This window comes from Dyella sp. (assembly GCF_051962475.1).
GTDB lineage: Bacteria > Pseudomonadota > Gammaproteobacteria > Xanthomonadales > Rhodanobacteraceae > Dyella_A.
On record NZ_JBQCCF010000003.1, the window covers coordinates 11,777 to 29,684 of the forward strand.

A 17,908-nucleotide genomic window follows, 5' to 3' on the forward strand; every position below is an offset into this window, starting at 1 on the left:
CCCGATGCCGCTCAGCGCCAGAACGGCAGCATCGCCACCACCACCGCGGCCATCGCCAGCGTCGCCAGCCAGCCCAGCCAGCGCAGCGGGCGGGAAATCACCAGGTCGCCCATTACCGAACGCCGCGAGGCCATCGCCATGATCCCGGCCATCAGCGGCACCGCGATCACCCCGTTGAGCACCGCCGACCAGAACAGCATGCGGATTGGGTTGATCGACGAGCGGCTGAGCAGCAGGCCCAGCAGCATCGCCCCCACCAGGATCAGGTAGAACAGCCGCGCCTCGCCCGGGCGGCGCCCCAGCCCCTCGGACCAGTCGAACACCTCGGCCACGGCATACGCCGCCGAGCCGGCCAGCACCGGCAGCGCCAGCAGGCCGGTGCCGAGGATGCCCAGCGCGAAGACTGCGCCCGCGAACGGCCCGGCCAGCGGACGCAGCGCGCGGGCCGCGTCGGCCGAGCTCTGGATGTCGGTGACGCCATGCGGATGCAGCACCACGGCCGCGGTGAGCATGATGAAGAACGCCACAGCGTTGGAATACACCATGCCCACCGCCGTATCGAAGCGGATGCGGCCGAACGCACCGGGCGCGGCGAGCGGCATCTCGCGCAGCGGCGGCTGCCCGGCGGCGAGTTCTTCCTCGACCTCCTGCGAGGCTTGCCAGAAGAACACGTAGGGGCTGATCGTGGTGCCGAAGATCGCCACCAGCATCAGCAGATAGCCGCGATCCGGCACCCAGTGCGGCCAGACCATCGCGGCCACCACCGCGCGCCAAGGCACATCGACCACCATCGCGGTAAGCACGTAGGCGAACAGGCTCAGGGTGAGCAGGCGCAGCACCGGCGCGTAGCGCGGAAACGGCACCGCCACCTCCAGCGTCATTGACAGCAGCGACAGCCCCAGTGCGTACGCCGCGGGCGTGCCGCCGAGCAGCATCGCCGCCGCCTCGCCGATCGCGCCGATGTCGGCGGCCAGGTTGAACACGTTGGCGCCCAGCAGCAGCCCCACCAGCACCGCCGTCAGCCAGCGCGGGAAGTGCCGTCGCATGTTGGCCGCCAGCCCTCGCCCGGTCACTCGCCCCACCTCGGCGCTGACCATCTGGATGCCGATCATCAGCGGCAGCGTGAGATACAGCGACCATAACGGCGCCAGTCCGAACTGGGCACCGGCCTGCGAATACGTGGCGATGCCGCTGGGATCGTCGTCCGCCGCGCCGGCGATCAGGCCCGCGCCCAGTCGTCGCGACAGCGACGCCGGGCGCTCGGACGAAGCGGAATCGGATGGCGGCACGAACGACTCCTGGCGATCAGGAAAGATCATAGACAAACCGAGGCGCCTCCGGCTTGACGTCCATCAAGGCGCCCTCGGCGCGCGCGCTCCACGCTTGGACTACTTGCCAATGTCTTGCGGGAGTCGACCATGTTCAAGCATCTGCTGGTTCCCACCGACGGTTCCGAGCTGTCGGTCCGTGCGGCCACGACGGCCATCGAGCTGGCGCGTACCTGCCACGCGCGCATCCACGCCCTGCATGTGGTGCCGCCGTTTCATACCGTGTCGTACATGGCCGAAATGCTGGCGGCCACCGAGCTCACCTACACGCAGGAATCGATCGCCCGCGCCGAGCGCTACCTCGCCGACATCCGCGACCTGGCGGCCAAGGCCGGCGTGACTTGCGACACCAGCTACGTGCTGGACGACCGCCCGCACCAGGCCATCGCGCAGACGGCCACCGACAAGCACTGCGACCTGATCGTGATGGCCTCGCATGGCTGGCGCGGGCTCAATCGGCTGCTGCTCGGCAGCGAGACGCACAAGGTGCTGCTGAAGTCGAACGTGCCGGTGCTGGTGTGCCACTGAGCGCTGCGGGTGGATGATGCACCGATGCATGCCGGCAGCGGGCCGGCGCGATCCTCCACGGAGCCGGGCATGGCGTCCCCCTCGCCGGTCGATGATGCAATCGCCAAGCGAACCGGCCTGAGCCGCGACGAAGCCGCACGCCGCCTCGCCGCGCATGGACCCAACGTGCTGCCCGGCGGAGAGCGCAAATCGCTGGCGCGCATCGCGCTGGGCGTGCTGGCCGAACCGATGTTCCTGATGCTGCTGGTCGCCGGCGGCATCTACCTGGCACTGGGCGATCGCGCCGAGGCGCTGTTCCTGCTCGCTTCGGTGCTGTTCGTCATCGGCATCACGCTGGCGCAGGAGCGCAAGACGCAGCGCGCGCTGGAGGCGCTGCGCGAGCTGTCCGCGCCTCGCGCGCTGGTGATCCGTGACGGCACGGAGCTGCGCGTGCCCGGCGTAGAGGTGGTGGTCGGCGATTTGCTGGTACTGCATGAAGGCGACCGCATCGCCGCCGATGCGCATCTGCTCGAAGGCCAGCTCGACGTGGACGAGTCGCTGCTCACCGGCGAGGCGGTGCCGGTGAGCAAGCTGCCCGGCGAGGCGGCCGGCACGTTGTCGGCCAGTTCGGTGGTGACGCGCGGCCTGGGCGTGGCGGAGGTGTTCGCCACCGGCAGCAGCACCGCGGTCGGCGCGATCGGCCAGTCGCTGGCCGGTACCCGCGAGGCGGTATCGGGGCTGCAGCGTTCGTCGCGCCGCTTGATCCGCCTGCTCACCGTCAGCGGACTGTCGCTGGCCGCGGCGTACTGCCTGCTTGCCTGGCTGTGGGACCACCACGGCCTGCTGGAAAGCGTGCTGGCCGGCGTGGCGTTGAGCATGGCGGTACTGCCGGAAGAGATCCCGGTGATCCTCACCGTGTTCCTGGCGCTCGGTGCGTGGCGCATCGCTCGGCAGAACGTGCTCACCCGACGCATGGACGCGGTGGAAACGCTCGGCGCCATCTCGGTGCTGGCGGTGGACAAGACCGGCACGCTCACCCAGAACCGCATGCGAGTGGCCGAGCTGGCCGTCGACGGCCAGCACTTCAGCTCGATGGATGCCCCCACGCTGCCCGAACACTTCCACGCCCTGCTTGAGTTCGCCGTGCTGGCCACGCCGCCCGACCCGTTCGACCCGATGGAACGGGCCATCCAGGACACCGGCCAGTGCTGGCTCGAAGGCACCGAACATCTGCACGCCGAGTTGCAGGTGGAAACCGAGTACGCCCTCTCGCCGGACATCCTCGCCATGACGCGGGTCTATCCACACGACGCGCCGGACTGTCACCTGCTCGCCACCAAAGGCGCGCCCGAAGCCGTGGCCGACCTGTGCCACCTGCCCGGCCCGGCGCGCGCGGCGATCCATGCGCAGGTGCAGGCGATGGCCGAGCGCGGGCTGCGAGTGCTGGGCGTGGCGCGCGGCACCTGGCGTGGCGGCGCATGGCCCACCAGCCAGCACGATTTCGACTTCGCCTTCCTCGGCTTGGTTGGGCTGATCGACCCGCCGCGATCGGATGTGCCGGCCGCGCTGGCCGAGTGCCGCGCCGCCGGCGTGCGCGTGATCATGCTCACCGGCGACCACCCGGCCACGGCGCGGGCCATTGCGGGCATGGTGGGCCTGAACGGTGAGCCGCATGTGCTGACCGGCGCCGAGATCGACGCGCTGGACGATCCCTCGCTGCGCGCGCGACTGGACACCGTCGACATCTGCGCGCGCGTCCAGCCGGTGCAGAAGCTGCGCCTGGTGCAGCAGTTGCGCCACGGCGACCGCGTGGTGGCGATGACCGGCGACGGCGTCAACGACGCCCCCGCGCTGAAGGCCGCCGACGTCGGCATCGCGATGGGCGAGCGCGGCACCGACGTGGCGCGCGAGGCCGCCGCGCTGGTGCTGCTGGACGACAGCTTCGCCAGCATCGTGGCGGCGATCCGCCAGGGTCGGCGCATCTACGCCAACATCACCCGTGCGACGCGCTTCGTGTTCGCGGTGCACGTGCCGGTGATCGCGCTGGCGCTGGTGCCCACGCTGGCGCATTGGCCGCTGGTGATGATGCCGGTGAACATCATGCTGCTGGAGCTGCTGATCGACCCGGCCTGCTCGGTGGTGTTCGAGGCCGAGCCGGCCGCGGACGACCTGATGCGACGTCCGCCTCGTCGCCCACACGCCTCACCGTTCGCCTGGCGCAACCTCGCCCGCGGCGTGCTGCAGGGCCTGGGTGTGGCGGCGGTGCTGCTGGCCGGCTACGGCCTGCTGCTCGGCCAGGGCGGCGGCGTGGCACAGGCGCGCACAGCGGTATTCGCGGCGCTGGTGGGCGGCGTGTTCGCGCTCACCCTGGCCAACCGGCACGGGTCGCCCGGTGCCGCGCGCAACCCGTGGGTGGGCCGCATGCTGGCTGCGGTGCTGGTGATGCTGGCGGCGGTCATCGCGATCCCGTTCCTGCGCCGGGTGATGGGGCTGGCCGTGCCGGACGCCCACACCGTGCTGGCGATGGCGGCGATGTTGGCCGTAGCGGTGGGCTGGCTGGCGCTGATGCGCTGGCGGCGTGCTGCTGCGCCCGCACGCCGCAGCGGCTGAGCAGGCGCCGCTGATATCCTGCGGCGGCTCGCGTGCCTGGCGCGACGCTCCCCGCCCCCGTTGCCGATGGTGCCCGAAGCGTGTCTGCCGCCCCCAATCTGCCGCGTCCCGAAAGCTGGCTCAAGAGCTTCCTGCCGCAGGTGCGCGCACCGCTGCGGCGATCGATGCTGCTCGGCCTGCTCAACGGCGTGTTGCTGGTGCTGCAGGCCTGGCTGGTGGCGTGGGCGATCGCCGCCGGCGTGATGCATGGGGCGCCGCTGCGGCGGATCGCCTGGGCGCTGGCGGCGCTGGTGCCGGTATTCGTGGCGCGTTTCGTGCTCTCCCGTGTGGCTGAGCGCGTGGCGTTCCAGGCCGGTGCCAGCATACGGCGCACCATGCGCGCGGATCTGCTGGGCCACCTGCAACGGCTCGGCCCGGCCTGGCTGCAGGGACAGGCGCGCGGCGACCTGGTGAACAGTGTGGTGGGCGGGGTGGAGGCGCTGGAGGGTTACTACGCGCGCTACCTGCCCACGATGCGCATGACCGCGCTGGCGCCGCTGGTGATCGCGGTCGCGGTGCTGCCGGCCGACTGGGTGTCGGCCCTGGTGATGCTGGTGAGCGCGCCGCTGATCCCGTTCTTCATGTGGATGATCGGCAAGGGCACCGAGGAGCTCAACCAGAAGCAGTGGCGCGTGCTGGCGTTTCTCAGTGCGCGCTTCCTGGATACCTTGCAGGGCCTGACCACACTCAAGCTGCTCGGCGCCAGCCAGCGCGAGGCGGCGGTGGTGGCGCAGGTGTCGGACGACTACCGGCGCAGCACCATGCAGGTGCTGCGGGTCGCCTTCCTGTCTTCGGTGGTGCTGGAATTCCTGGCCACCGTCAGCATCGCGGTGGTGGCGGTGATGGTGGGCTTCCGACTGATGTGGGGTGAGCTGGCGTTCCTGCCGGGCCTGTTCGCGCTGTTGCTGGCGCCGGAGTTCTACGCGCCGCTGCGCAACATGGGCGCGGTCTATCACCTGCGCATGGAGGCGATCGGCGCGGCCGAGCGCATGGTGCAGATCCTCGCCGAACCGGCGCCGGCCCCTCGCACCGGCAGCATGGCGGCGCCTACGAACGCACCCACACTGGCGTTTCGCGAACTCAGCTTCACCTACCCCGACGGCACCGTGGCGCTGGACCGCTGCAGCTTCACCGCGCCGGCCGGCTGCGTAACCGCCGTGGTCGGCGCCAGCGGCGCGGGCAAGAGCACCCTGCTCCATCTGCTGCTGCGCTTCATCGCGCCGACGGCGGACGCGATCCGGCTCGACGACGTCGACCTCGCCGACCTCGGCGACGACGCCTGGCTGCGCGGCGTGGCCTGGGTACCGCAGCGCGCGCACGTGTTCGAGGGCAGTATCGCAGACAACCTGCGCCTGGGCCGTCCGGATGCCGATCTCGACGCGCTACGCGAAGCGGCGCGCGCGGTCGGCGCGGATACCTTCATCGAAGCGCTACCGCAGGGCTACGACACGCCGCTGGGCGAGCGCGGCGTGGGCCTCTCCGGTGGCCAGATCCAGCGCCTGGCGCTGGCACGGGCGCTGCTCAAGGATGCCCCGGTGCTGCTGCTGGACGAACCCACCGCCCACCTGGACGCGCACAGCCAGCGCGAGGTACTCGCCGCGCTGGCGCGGATCGCCCGCGGCCGCACCGTGCTGCTGGTGACCCACCGGCTACACGCGCTGAACCTGGCCGAGCACGTGGTGGTGATGGATGCCGGCCGCGTGGTCGAACAGGGGCCGATGACGCAGCTGCGCGCAAGCTCCGGGCCCTTTGCCCACCTGCTTGCCGCCGTGCAGGTGCCGGCATGAAGCGGCGCGCCCCCTCCACGCAGGGCCGCGACGACCTGCGCCGCCTGGCCGTCTTGTTCCGGCCCTACGCCGGCTGGATGGTCGGCGGCAGCTTGCTTGCCCTTGCCGCCCTGCTCGCCAACGTCGGCCTGCTGGCGGTGTCGGGCCACTTCATCGCCTCGATGGCGCTGGCCGGTGCGGCCGGCGTGGTCTTCAACTTCTTCACGCCGGCGGCGCTGATCCGCGCGTTCGCGCTCGTGCGCACCGGCGGGCGATACCTGGAGCGGCTGGTCACCCACGAGGCGACCTTCCGACTGCTGGCGCAGCTGCGCGTGTGGTTCTACGAACGGCTGGAGCCGCTGGCCCCGGCGCGACTGCAGACGCTGCGCGCGACCGACCTGCTCTCGCGCATCCAGGCCGATATCGACACGCTCAACCAGGTCTACCTGCGGCTGTTCGTGCCGCTGGTGGTGGCGGCGCTGGCCAGCGTGGTGATCCTCGCCGTGATGGCGCTCTTCAGCGTGCCGGTGGCGCTGGGCACGGCGCTGCTGCTGAGCGTGGCCGGCGTGTGGCTGCCGCGCTGGCTGCAGCGGCGCGGTGCGGCTGCCGGCGCCCGCGCGGTGCAGACGCGCGCGGCGCTGCGCAATACCGTGGCCGACGCCCTGGGCGGCGACGCCGAGCTGCGCGTGTACGGGGCGCAGGCGCGCTGGCACGCCCGCGTGCAGGCGCAGTCGGAGACGCTGCTGGACGATCAGCGCACGCTGAGCGGACTCTCCGGCCTGGCTGCGGGCGCGGTCGGCCTGTGCGCCAACCTCGCGCTGTGGTGGGCGGTGATCGCGGTCGCCCCGGCGGTGGCGCGAGGTGCGATTGCCCCGGCGCAACTGGCGATGCTGGCGCTGTTCGCCATGGCCGCGTTCGAGGCGGTGACGCCGTTGCCGCTGGCGTTCCAGATGCTCGGCGAGCAACTGGCGGCGGCGCGACGCATCTTTGCCGTGGTCGATGCCGATCCGGCCGTCAGCTCGCCGGTGGGCGAGTCGCCGGTTCCGGTCGATGCGGGCGTGGTGTTCGATGGCGTGCGCTTCCGTTACGACGCGTCGCTGCCATGGGTGCTGGACGGCTTCGATCTCTCGCTCGCTCCCGGCTCGCGCACTGCCCTGGTTGGCGCCAGCGGCGCGGGCAAGAGCAGCGTGCTGCAGTTGCTGGCGCGCTTCTGGGATCACCAGGAGGGCCGGATCCTGCTCGGCGGCCATCCGCTCGGCGACTACGCACCGGACGATGCCCGCCGCCACATCGCAGTGGTCTCGCAGGACGCCTACCTGTTCAACGGCAGCGTGCTGGACAACCTGCTGCTGGCCCGACCGGACGCCGACGCGGAAGCGATCGAAGCCGCCTGCCGCGCCGCCCGCGTACACGAGGTGATCATGGCCCTGCCGCAGGGTTACGACACGCCGCTGGGCGAGTCCGGCACGCGCCTTTCCGGCGGCCAGGCGCGTCGCCTCGCGATCGCGCGCGCATTGCTCAAGGACGTCCCAATCCTGCTGCTGGACGAACCCACCGAAGGCCTGGACGCCGTTACCGCCCATGCGCTGTACGACTCGCTGGCCAGCGCCATGGCCGGCCGCACGGTGCTGCTGATCACCCACCAGCTCGGCCCGCTCGCCGGCCTGGTGGACGAGGTGGCGGTGCTCGACGAAGGGCGCATCGTGCAGCGCGGCAGCCCGGCAGCGCTGGCCACCGTGGATGGGCCGTACCGCGCCTTGCAGGACCTCCTGGGCTGACCAAAAACGAAGGGGACCGTCGCCGGCCCCCTTCGCCCCTCCCCACTACCCTTCCCCTCAGCGGGCGGTGCCGCCGTCGCCCTCGGGTGTCTCGTCGTGCGCATCCATCCAGGCGCCGCCGGCTGCGGCCACCAGCACGATCATCGCGGTGCCCACAAACCAGGCGAAGTACCACGAGCCGTAGTCGCCCAGGATCACCCCCATCACGATCGCCACCACAGCCAGCAGCATGTAGATCAGGAACTGCAGAAACGTCTTCATGGCGTGCCCTCAGTAAGCGTGGTCGTCGTGTTCGATGGCGCGGGCATCCACCTCGCCGCGCATCACCCAGAAGGCCCAGCTCGTGTACCAGATCACCAGCGGCACGAACACCACGGCGAAGCCGGTCGCCCACAGCAGCGTGGTCTGGCTGGAGACCGAATTCCAGATCGTCAGGCTCTGCGAGGGCTCGGTGCTGGAGGGCATCAGGAACGGGAACAGCGCCGCGCCCACTGTGCCGATCACGCCGATCCACGCCAGCGCCCCCAGCCACCAGGCCAGGGTCGATCGCCGCGCCCTTACCGCCAGCAGACCCAGCAGCATGCCGGCATAGCCCAGCACGGGCACCGCCCACAGCAGCGGCTGCGCATGGAAGTTGGCGAGCAGTCCGCCAGCCACCACGCTCACCTGCTGCTGCAGCGGGTTCTGCGGCAGGCCCGGTGCGGGCGCGTGGTCGAGCACGTAGCCGTGCATGGTCGACACCCAGATGCCGCCGAGCGTGAACAGGCCCATCGCCGCCACCGCCGCGCCCATCGCTGCCTTGCGCGCGCGGGGGGCGATCGCGCCGCCCGCCCGGCCGAGCAGCATCACGCCGCCCATGTAGATCGACAGCGACAGCGAGAGCAGCCCGCACAGCACCGCGAACGGATTGAGCAGCGCCACGAAGCTGCCGGTGTAGTACGAGCGCAGGTCCCAGTCGAAATGGAACGGCACGCCGCGCAGCATGTTCCCCATGCCGGCGCCGTAGATGATCATCGGCACCGCGCCGCTCACCAGCAGCGCCCAGTCCCACGCATTGCGCCAGGCGGCCGAGGGCAGCTTGCTGCGGTACTCGAAGCCGAGCGGGCGCACGATCATCGTCCACAACAGCAGCAGCATCACGATGTAGAGCCCGGAGAACGCCGTGGCGTAGATCAGCGGGAACGCCGCGAAGATCGCCCCGCCGCCCAGGATGAACCACACCTGGTTGCCGTCCCAATGCGGGCCGATCGCGTTGAGGCAGACCCGGCGTTCGTTGTCGTCACGCCCCACGAAGCGCAGCAGCGTGCCTACGCCCATGTCCATGCCGACCATGATCGCCAGACCCATCAGCAGCACGCCGAGCAGCAGCCACCACAACAGCTTGAATGCGAAATACAGTTCCATCGCTCAGTCCTCCTTGCGCATCAGGGCGACAGCAGTCGCGCGGCCACCCGCCGCGGCGGACCGCGGTATCGGTGCCGGGCGGGGCTCGGCGTGGTCGTGCGGCCCCTTCTTGATGAACTTCACCATCAGAAACATCTCGATCACGATGAACACCGTGTACAGGGCGACGAAGCCGATCAGCGAGAACACCATGTAGCCGACGCTGTGGCTGGAGGCGGACATCCAGGTCGGCAGCAGGCCGTATACCGTCCAGGGCTGACGGCCGATCTCGGCGGTGAGCCAGCCGAACTCGTTGGCGATGAACGGCACCGGGATCATCCACGGCGCCAGGCGCAGGAACCAGCGCTTGTGCTGCACGTCGTTGCGCACCGAATAGATCACCGCCAGCACGAAGTAGGCGAGCATCAGCAGGCCCAGCCCCACCATCACGCGGAAGCTCCAGAACATCGCGAAGACGTTGGGTACCGCATCGTTCGCGGCCTTCTGGATGTCCGCCGGGGTGGCTTTCTCCACGTCCTGGTCGGCGGCGTAGCGCTTCACCAGAAAGCCGTAGCCGAGGTCGGACTGGTGCGCGTTGAACTTGGCCAGCGCATTGGCATTGGTCGGGTCACCGCTGAGTACTTTCAGCGCAGCCACCGCCGGGATGCCGTTGGCGATCCGGCGCGCCGCGTCCGCCTCGATACGGTCCACGCCGGGGACTTCCTGGGTCATCGTGTGGGTGAGCAGCGGGGTCAGCACGTACGGCACCTGCACTTCGAACCGATTGCGCTTCTCGTCCTGCGACGGCCAGGCAACCACGTTGAACGGCGCCGGGGCCGGGGCGGTCTCCCACATCGCCTCCATCGCCGCCAGCTTGGACGGCTGCGCCTGGCCACCGACGAAGCCGAGCGCGTCGCCCAGGGTGATCACGCCGGCAGTCGCCAGCACGCCGAACAGCGCCGCCATGCGGAACGAACGCCGCGCCATCGCCATGTGCCGATTGCGATACATGTAGAACGCGCTGATGCCGGTGACGAAGATCGCCGCGGTGACGTAGCCGGCGATGCTGGTGTGCACGAACTTCGCCTGCGCATCGTGGCTGAAGATCAGCTCGGAGAAGCTGTTCAGCTCCATGCGCATGGTGACCGGGTTGAACTTCGCGCCCACCGGGTTCTGCATGAAGCTGTTGGCGATCAGGATCCACAGCGCCGACAGGTTGGTGCCGAACGCCACCAAGTACGTCACCAGCAAGTGCTGCACCTTGGTCAGCCGCTTCCAGCCGAAGATCATCAGGCCCACGAACGTGGACTCCATGAAGAATGCCATCAGGCCCTCGATCGCCAGCGGTGCGTCGAAGATGTCGCCGACGAAGCCCGAGTAGAACGACCAGTTGGTGCCGAACTCGAACTCCATGGTCAGGCCGGTGGCGATGCCCAGCGCCATGTTGATGACGAACAGCTTGCTCCAGAACTCCGCCATCTCGCGGTAGATGGCACGGCCGGTGGTGACGTACACCGTCTCCACCGCGGCGATGAAGAAGCTCAGGCCGAGGGTGAGCGGCACAAACAGATAGTGATAAAGCGCGGTGACCGCAAACTGCCACCGCGAGAGTTCCACAACGGTACTGTCGATCATGTCCCTGTTCCCTGTTGAGACGACGGAAGTGGCATCGCGGCGGACTAGAAGCGGTAGCCGATGCTGAGGCCGTAGGCCAGCGGGTCGATCGTGGCCTTGCCCACCCGCGTACCGTTCACGTGCACATCCCCGGAAATGCGCATCCAGCGTACATCGGCCGTGGCCAGCCAGCGATCGTTGATGCGGAAATCGAGGCCGGCGTGCGCGGCTGCGCCGAAGCTGCTGTCGATGGTGACGTGGGTGCCCTGCAGCGGCCCCACGCCCCGGGTCTGGAAGAACCGGGTGTAGTTCAGGCCGACGCCGAGGAACGGGGATACCACGGCGTCGGTCAGGAAGCGGTATTGCACCCCGACCGTCGGCGGCAGTTGCTTGGTGGTGGCCGCCGCCGTGCCGTCAAGGCGCACGGTGTGCTTGAACGGCACCGCCGCCAGCACGTCGGCGCTCCAGTGCGGGTCGAAGCGGTATTCCAGGCTGAAGGTCGGCTGGGTGTCGCTACCGATCGTGGCCTTCATGCCGGCCAGCGTGCCGTTGTCGGACTTCGGATTGACCGTGTGCACGCCGACGCGGACCACCCATGGGGACGAGGCGGAGGAGTCGGCGCGCGCGGCGAGCGGACCGATGGCAAGCGTGAGTGCGGCCAGTGCGATGACGGAGACTTTCATGGATGCCTTGCCCTTGTGTCGTGACGAAAGATGGAGTGCATTGTCAGGACTCCCTTCGTCGCGCCACTTGACCGCGATCAGTTTGCAGCCACTGCTGCGACGCCCTGCCGCAGCACGCCATTCAGGCGGTCGGCTCTTCCTCACTGTGGTGCACCAGCACGCCGTCGCGATCGCGCACGCTGACTTCCACCGGGATGCCGTCGCGGACGCTGCCGGTCACCACGCAGAAATGCTCGAACTGGGCCAGCAGGCGCTCCGGCTGCTGGTAGTCGACAAGCGCTTCGGGCAGCTCCAGCGTCACCGCGATGTGCTGCACCCGCAGCCGCCCGGCCGCGTTGCGGCCCAGCGTGGCCTGTGCCCGGGTCACCAGCGTGCCCGGTGCGTTCTTGAACTTGCGCAAGGCGAACAGAAGGCTGGCGCTCAGGCAGTTGGCCACCGCCGCCACCAGCATCCGCGACGGATTCGGGCCGCGCTCCGTGCCGAGCGGCGCGCTCTCGTCGGCGATCAGGTCCGGCATGGCGGTGTCGTCGAAGGCGATGCGGAAAACGTAGTCGCTCTCCTGGGTCAGCGTGAGGGTGAACTGCTGGGTCTCGCTCATGGTTGCGGTTCCTGGGGTGGGCGTGAGGGGCATCAAGGTACATGAGCAGCGCACCGCCCGGCGGCGCTTGATCGAGGTCAAGCCGCACGCCCGATGCGCGGCGTAAAACAACCGGGCATCGTGCGGCCGCCCCGGCCAGCGCGTGCCTGCATCCCCTGGAGGAAACCTTCATGCCCACTGGCACCCAGCCTCCCCCCCCGACGACGACGCCGTCCTCGTCGATTCCGCCCGAAGCCCTGGAGGGCACCCACTGGATCGAGGCGCTGCGCGACGGTACGCGCGTGCTGATCCGCCCGCTGCGGGCGGAGGACCGCGAGCGCGAGGAGGACTTCATCGCGCGACTGTCCGGCGAGTCGAAGCGGCTGCGCTTCCTGTGTGATTTCAAGCAGGCCAGCCCTGCGCTGCTCAAGCAGCTGATGGAACTGCACTACCCCGAGCAGATGGCGTTTGTGGCGCTCGCCCACGACAACGGCAGGCTGCGCGAGGTCGGCGTGAGCCGCTACAGCGCCACCGACGACGGCAAGCGCTGCGAGTGCGCCGTGACCGTGGCCGACGACTGGCGCCACCGCGGGCTCGGTGTACTGCTGATGCAGCACCTGATCCAGCTGGCCAGGCGCAACGGCTTCAAGCAGATGTTCTCGATCGACACGGCCGACAACGAGCCGATGCGCGAGCTGGCCCATCATCTGGGCTTCGAGCGCCATATCGACCCGGATGACGGCAGCCAGGTCATCCACACGCTCTCGTTGTGACGCGCGTGTCCGACTCGGATGCCCGCCCCGTGCCGCCGCTGACGCAGCCCACTGCCGGCGCGGCGCACGGTGCGGGCATGCCGACCGTGCGCAACCACGGCTGGCCCACCGACATACTGGCCGTGCGCCAGGGCGTATCGCACGCGGCGTGGCTTGCCGGCATCGGTCTGGCCGCCCGCTGGGGCAGCCGGCTCTCCGGTTGCCGGCTGCCGGCCGAACCCACCGGACACGCCCACGAGCCGACCGTGCTGGCCCTGCTCGAACGTGTGGACGAGCCCCATGAGTCGGCCGCCGACGCGACGTCCTTCGCCCGTCTCGCCCTCGCTGGCGGTGCCACCCGTGCTGACTGGGTGTCCTGCCGCGGCGGCCTGGCCGAGACGCTGCACCGGCTCGGCGCCTGGCACGACCTGGTGATCCTGGCGCGCGACGCCTTTGCCGGTGACGACCCGTTCGAGCATTTCGGCCAGGCCCTGCTGGGCTGTCGAATGCCCTGCCTGCTGCTACCCACCGACAGCGCCGACCGCAGCGGCCTGTTCCCGCGCGTGGCGATCGGCTGGAACGGCAGCATCGAGGCCACCCGGGCGATGCACGCGGCCCTGCCGTTTCTGCATGCGGCCGAGCACGTCACCCTGATCGACGGGGCCAGGGCGCGCTCGCCCGACGATACGTACGAGCCAGCGCCGGATTTCGACCCCGTGCGCTACCTCGCCCGCCACGGCATCGCAGCCCAACGCAAGACGCTGCGCACCACGCCCTCCCACGCCGGCGAAGCCCTGCTCGCGGCCACCGTGCACGACCGCTCGGATCTGTTGGTGATGGGCGGCTACAGCCATTCGCCGGTACGCGAGCGCATCCTCGGCGGCGCTACGCGCCATGTGTTGGCACATGCACCGCTGGCCGTGCTGATGCGACATTAGGGCGGTTCCTCGTGGCCACCGGACAGCACGCGCCACCGCGCGAAGGCGGGTCGATGGAGATCGGCACGGATCCCGGCACCATCACGCACCGCCCTACCGTGGGCGGCGACCGGCTGCGGCGGCTGGGCATCGACACCGGCGCCGAACACGTCGTCTACCTGCACCACGCCTCGCCGATCTGCCGCAGCGAAGGCCTCGGCGCCCATGCCCGCGTGCAGTTGCGCATCGGCGCGCGCCAGTTGCTGGCCACGCTGGCCATCGTGCACGGCGAACTGTTGGCGCCAGACGAGGCCGGGCTGTGCGAATCGGCATGGCACACGCTGCAGCCGCAGCCGCACGAGCACGTGGTGATCGCCCACCCGGCCAGCGTCGAGTCGCTCGCCAGCGTGCGGGCGAAGATCTACGGCCGCACGCTCGACGACACGCAGTTGCACGCGATCGTGCGCGACATCGTCGACCATCGCTACAGCCATCTGGAGCTGGCCGCCTTCATCACCGCCTGCAGCGGCGACCATCTCGCCACCGACGAGGTGATCGCGCTGACCCGCGCCATGGTCGATACCGGCGCCCGGCTGCGCTGGCCGCAGTCCACGGTGGTGGACAAGCACTGCATCGGCGGGCTGGCCGGTAATCGCACCACGCCGGTGGTGGTGGCGATCGTCACCGCGCTGGGCCTGGTGATGCCCAAGACCTCCTCGCGCGCGATCACCTCGCCGGCCGGCACCGCCGACACCATGGCCATGCTCGCGCCAGTGGAGCTGGATCTGGTCCACATGCGCCACACCGTCGAGCGCTGCGGCGGCTGCATCGTGTGGGGCGGCGCGATGAACCTTGCCCCCGCCGACGACGTGCTGATCCGGGTAGAACGGGCGCTGGATGTGGACAGCGCCGGCCAGCTGGTGGCCTCGGTGCTGTCCAAGAAGATCGCTGCCGGCTCCACCCACGTGGTCATCGACGTACCCGTGGGACCGACCGCGAAGATCCGTAGCGAGGCCGAGGCGCGCGCGCTGCAGTTGCTGCTGGAACAGGTGACCGCGGCCTTCGGCCTGCAACTGCGCGTGCTGCTCAGCGACGGCCGCGAGCCGATCGGCCGCGGCATCGGCCCGGCGCTGGAGGCACACGACGTGCTCGCGGTGCTGCAGAACCACGCCGACGCGCCGGCCGACCTGCGCGCCCGCGCCCTGCAGATCGCCGCGGCCGTGCTGGAAACCGGCGGCCTGGCCGGCACGGCGCAGGCCTTGAAGATGGCCACCGAATGCCTGGATTCCGGGCGCGCCTGGGTGCAGTTCCAGGCGATCTGCACCGCTCAGGGCGGGCTGCGCGTGCCCGGCAGCGCGCCGTGGCAGCAGCCGGTGCTGGCACCGCGCGACGGCGTGGTGACGGCGATCGACAACCGGCGCCTGTCGCGCGTGGCGAAGCTGGCCGGCGCGCCTTCCGCCCCCCCTGGCCGGGCTCACTCTGCAGGTGCACGGACGCGACCGGGTCAGCACCGGCCAACCGCTGTTCACCGTGCACGCGCAAAGCCCCGGCGAGCTGGCCTACGCCATGGAATACGTGGCGCGACATCCCGCCATCGTCTGCCTGGAGGAGGCGTGGTGAGCGCCATCTACGCCCTACCCGGCAACGAGGAGATGGCCGACCGGCTGGCCTGGCACAGCGGCTTGCCGCGGCGGGTGGTGCAGGTACACCGCTTCCCCGACGGCGAGAGCCGCGTGCGCATCGAGCCGCCGCAGTTGCGCAGCGTGGCGGTGTTCGTCTGCACGCTGGACCACCCCGACCCCAAGCTGCTGCCGCTGACGATGGCCGCGGCCACAGCGCGCGAACTGGGCGCCTCGCGGGTGGGGCTGGTGGCGCCCTACCTCGCCTACATGCGCCAGGACACGCGCTTCCACGAGGGCGAAGCGGTGTCGGCGCGGGTGTTCGGCCAGTTGCTCGGCGGCGCCTTCAACTGGCTGGTCACGGTGGACCCGCACCTGCACCGTTATCGCCGCCTCGGCGACGTGTATCCGCTGGACGGGTACGTGGTGCATGCAGCGCAACGTCTGGCGCGCTGGATCGCGCAGGAGGTGCCGCAGCCGCTGCTGATCGGGCCGGACGGCGAAAGCGCGCAGTGGGTGAACGCGGTGGCGCGGATGCTCGAAGCGCCCTGCGTGGTTGCCGCCAAGCAACGCTATGGCGATCGCGACGTACGCATCACCCTGCCCGCGCTCGACCGCTATGCGGGCCATACCCCGGTGGTGCTGGACGACATCATCGCCAGCGGCCACACCATGATCGCCACCGTGCAATGCCTGCGCGACCAGCCGCTGCCGCCGCCGGTCTGCGTGGGCGTGCACGGCATCTTTGCCAATGGCGCGCTGGAGGCGCTGCACGCCGCCGGTGCCGCCCGCGTGGTGGTGAGTAACACCATCGCCTCGCCGCAATCGCAGATCGACCTGAGCGAGGAGCTGGCGCAGGTCATGCTCGAACGCTGCGGGGGCCGCCTGCGCGCGCCGCCCTCTTCCCTACGGAGATCCCCGCCATGAACCGGCATATCGTCTACAGCGCGCATGGCGCCGCCAAGCAGGTCACCGGCTCGTGCCACCTCGTGCGCTTCGGCACGCTGAGCGTCCTGATCGACTGCGGCCTGTTCCAGGGCAGCGACGAGGAGGAACGCGCCAACGCTGAGTCGTTCGGCTTCGAGCCGGCCAGCGTGGACGTGCTGCTGCTCACGCACGCGCACCTGGACCACTGCGGGCGCATACCCAAGCTGGTACGCGATGGGTTTCGCGGACGCATCCTGGCCACCTCGGCCACCCGCGACCTGGCCCGCGTGGTGCTGCTCGATGCCGCCGGATTGCAGGAAGAGGACGCCCGCCGCGCCCAGCGCAGCGGACGGCGTCGCGACGAGGCCGCCAGCACCCCGCTGTACACGCTCGACGATGCGTTGCACGCGCTGGACTACTTCGCCAGCCCGGTAGCCTACGGCGAGATTGTGCCGCTGGCGCCGGGCGTGCAGGCGCAGTTCCTGGATGCCGGGCACATCCTGGGCTCGGCCTCGATCCTGCTCAGCCTGGACGACGGCGAGCAGGTGCGCCGCATCGTGTTCTCCGGCGACCAGGGCAACCCGGGGCGCCCGCTGCTGCGCGACCCGGTGCCGGCGCCTGCCGCCGACTACGTGGTGATGGAAACCACCTACGGCAACCGGCCGCACCGCTCGCTGCCCGATACCGTCGACGAGCTGTACCAGGCGATCCGCGAGACGGTGGCAAGGCACGGCAACGTGATTATCCCCACCTTCGCGCTGGAGCGTGCGCAGGAGATCCTCTACTACCTGCACCGGGGCATCCGCGACGGCCACATTCCCGCGCACACCTCGGTGTTTCTCGACTCGCCGATGGCGATCTCCGCCACCGAAATCTTCCGCCGGCATCCGGAATGCTTCGACGACGGCTTCCGCCAGGAACTGCAGCACGGCGACCCGTTCGCCATGCCGAACCTGCACTTCGCCCGCGAAACGGCCGAGTCGATGGCGATCAACCGGATGGAGGGCGGCGCGGTGATTCTCGCCGGCTCCGGCATGTGCAACGGCGGACGCGTGCGCCACCACCTGAAGCACAACCTGTGGCGCGAGCGCTGCAGCGTGGTGTTCGTCGGCTATGCCGCGCACGGCACGCTGGCGCGCCGCATCGTGGATGGCGCCGAGAGCGTGCGCATCTTCAACGAGGAGATCCGCGTGCGCGCGCAGATCTGGACCATTAACGGCTTCTCCGCCCACGCGGACCAGGCCGGGCTGCTGCACTGGCTGGGCCACTCACCGCGGCGTAAGGTGCTGCTGGTGCACGGCGACTACGACGTGGGCATGCAGGTGATGCGCGAACGGCTGGACCAGTTGGGCATCTCCAGCCAGATGCCGGGGATGCACGAGCCGATCCTGCTGGATTGATCGGCGCG

The 17,908-nt window shown here is 70.0% G+C and carries 14 protein-coding genes; 8 read left to right on the plus strand and 6 right to left on the minus strand.

Annotation, left to right across the window (positions count from 1 at the left end; all coding sequences use genetic code 11):
• Window positions 1–11: 11 nt before the first annotated feature.
• Entirely contained in the window at window positions 12–1,289 is a 1,278-nt protein-coding gene (locus tag ACTHJF_RS00095; protein ID WP_440265256.1) for an NRAMP family divalent metal transporter, read from the minus strand.
• Between the two features lie 129 nt (window positions 1,290–1,418).
• Here ACTHJF_RS00095 and ACTHJF_RS00100 point away from each other — a divergent pair, with 129 nt between their 5' ends.
• The 4 genes from ACTHJF_RS00100 to cydC all read left to right on the plus strand — a co-directional run bounded on the left by ACTHJF_RS00100 (window position 1,419) and on the right by cydC (window position 8,028).
• A complete protein-coding gene (locus ACTHJF_RS00100) occupies window positions 1,419–1,856 on the plus strand; it encodes a universal stress protein (protein WP_440265257.1) in 438 nt (145 codons plus the stop codon).
• Between the two features lie 69 nt (window positions 1,857–1,925).
• On the plus strand, window positions 1,926–4,445 hold the full coding sequence (locus ACTHJF_RS00105; RefSeq protein ID WP_440265258.1) for a cation-translocating P-type ATPase: 2,520 nt from the start codon (window positions 1,926–1,928) through the stop codon (window positions 4,443–4,445).
• A gap of 80 nt (window positions 4,446–4,525) precedes the next feature.
• The gene (cydD, locus tag ACTHJF_RS00110) at window positions 4,526–6,271 is read left to right on the plus strand and encodes a thiol reductant ABC exporter subunit CydD (RefSeq protein ID WP_440265259.1); all 1,746 of its coding nucleotides are present in this window, start codon (window positions 4,526–4,528) and stop codon (window positions 6,269–6,271) included.
• Window positions 6,268–8,028, plus strand: coding sequence for a thiol reductant ABC exporter subunit CydC (gene cydC / locus ACTHJF_RS00115; protein WP_440265260.1), 1,761 nt, complete (start codon window positions 6,268–6,270; stop codon window positions 8,026–8,028). Before cydD ends, cydC begins: the two co-directional genes overlap by 4 nt.
• Before the next feature lie 57 nt (window positions 8,029–8,085).
• On the opposite strand, the gene ACTHJF_RS00120 is transcribed toward cydC, so the two are convergent.
• From ACTHJF_RS00120 to ACTHJF_RS00140, 5 genes are all read right to left on the minus strand, one after another.
• Window positions 8,086–8,289, minus strand: a complete 204-nt coding sequence (locus ACTHJF_RS00120) for a hypothetical protein (RefSeq protein WP_440265261.1) — start codon at window positions 8,287–8,289, stop codon at window positions 8,086–8,088.
• 9 nt (window positions 8,290–8,298) lie between these two features.
• On the minus strand, window positions 8,299–9,432 hold the full coding sequence (gene cydB / locus ACTHJF_RS00125) for a cytochrome d ubiquinol oxidase subunit II (protein WP_440265262.1): 1,134 nt from the start codon (window positions 9,430–9,432) through the stop codon (window positions 8,299–8,301).
• A gap of 3 nt (window positions 9,433–9,435) precedes the next feature.
• Window positions 9,436–11,046 (minus strand): cytochrome ubiquinol oxidase subunit I, encoded by a 1,611-nt coding sequence (locus ACTHJF_RS00130; protein ID WP_440265263.1) that lies wholly within the window; start codon window positions 11,044–11,046, stop codon window positions 9,436–9,438.
• A gap of 44 nt (window positions 11,047–11,090) precedes the next feature.
• On the minus strand, window positions 11,091–11,708 hold the full coding sequence (locus ACTHJF_RS00135; RefSeq protein ID WP_440265264.1) for an OmpW/AlkL family protein: 618 nt from the start codon (window positions 11,706–11,708) through the stop codon (window positions 11,091–11,093).
• A gap of 121 nt (window positions 11,709–11,829) precedes the next feature.
• A complete protein-coding gene (locus ACTHJF_RS00140; RefSeq protein WP_440265265.1) occupies window positions 11,830–12,306 on the minus strand; it encodes an OsmC family protein in 477 nt (158 codons plus the stop codon).
• 170 nt (window positions 12,307–12,476) lie between these two features.
• Between ACTHJF_RS00140 and ACTHJF_RS00145 the strand changes: the two genes are divergently transcribed.
• From ACTHJF_RS00145 to ACTHJF_RS00160, 4 genes are read left to right on the plus strand one after another with little or no spacing between them, the layout of a single operon-like run.
• A complete protein-coding gene (locus ACTHJF_RS00145) occupies window positions 12,477–13,058 on the plus strand; it encodes an N-acetyltransferase family protein (RefSeq protein ID WP_440265266.1) in 582 nt (193 codons plus the stop codon).
• 5 nt (window positions 13,059–13,063) lie between these two features.
• Window positions 13,064–13,975, plus strand: a complete 912-nt coding sequence (locus tag ACTHJF_RS00150) for a universal stress protein (protein ID WP_440265267.1) — start codon at window positions 13,064–13,066, stop codon at window positions 13,973–13,975.
• 11 nt (window positions 13,976–13,986) lie between these two features.
• On the plus strand, window positions 13,987–16,500 hold the full coding sequence (locus tag ACTHJF_RS00155) for a thymidine phosphorylase (RefSeq protein ID WP_440265268.1): 2,514 nt from the start codon (window positions 13,987–13,989) through the stop codon (window positions 16,498–16,500).
• A complete protein-coding gene (locus tag ACTHJF_RS00160; RefSeq protein ID WP_440265269.1) occupies window positions 16,497–17,900 on the plus strand; it encodes an MBL fold metallo-hydrolase RNA specificity domain-containing protein in 1,404 nt (467 codons plus the stop codon). Before ACTHJF_RS00155 ends, ACTHJF_RS00160 begins: the two co-directional genes overlap by 4 nt.
• Window positions 17,901–17,908 lie beyond the last annotated feature (8 nt).

What these genes read in the sequence shown, in the direction of transcription:
- cydB (WP_440265262.1), bottom strand. Translation starts at nt 9,432, where the DNA reads ATGGAACTGTATTTCGCATTCAAGCTGTTGTGGTGGCTGCTGCTCGGC.
- ACTHJF_RS00145 (WP_440265266.1), top strand. Translation starts at nt 12,477, where the DNA reads ATGCCCACTGGCACCCAGCCTCCCCCCCCGACGACGACGCCGTCCTCG.
- ACTHJF_RS00140 (WP_440265265.1), bottom strand. Translation starts at nt 12,306, where the DNA reads ATGAGCGAGACCCAGCAGTTCACCCTCACGCTGACCCAGGAGAGCGAC.
- cydC (WP_440265260.1), top strand. Translation starts at nt 6,268, where the DNA reads ATGAAGCGGCGCGCCCCCTCCACGCAGGGCCGCGACGACCTGCGCCGC.
- ACTHJF_RS00160 (WP_440265269.1), top strand. Translation starts at nt 16,497, where the DNA reads ATGAACCGGCATATCGTCTACAGCGCGCATGGCGCCGCCAAGCAGGTC.
- ACTHJF_RS00130 (WP_440265263.1), bottom strand. Translation starts at nt 11,046, where the DNA reads ATGATCGACAGTACCGTTGTGGAACTCTCGCGGTGGCAGTTTGCGGTC.
- ACTHJF_RS00135 (WP_440265264.1), bottom strand. Translation starts at nt 11,708, where the DNA reads ATGAAAGTCTCCGTCATCGCACTGGCCGCACTCACGCTTGCCATCGGT.
- ACTHJF_RS00100 (WP_440265257.1), top strand. Translation starts at nt 1,419, where the DNA reads ATGTTCAAGCATCTGCTGGTTCCCACCGACGGTTCCGAGCTGTCGGTC.
- ACTHJF_RS00120 (WP_440265261.1), bottom strand. Translation starts at nt 8,289, where the DNA reads ATGAAGACGTTTCTGCAGTTCCTGATCTACATGCTGCTGGCTGTGGTG.
- ACTHJF_RS00105 (WP_440265258.1), top strand. Translation starts at nt 1,926, where the DNA reads ATGGCGTCCCCCTCGCCGGTCGATGATGCAATCGCCAAGCGAACCGGC.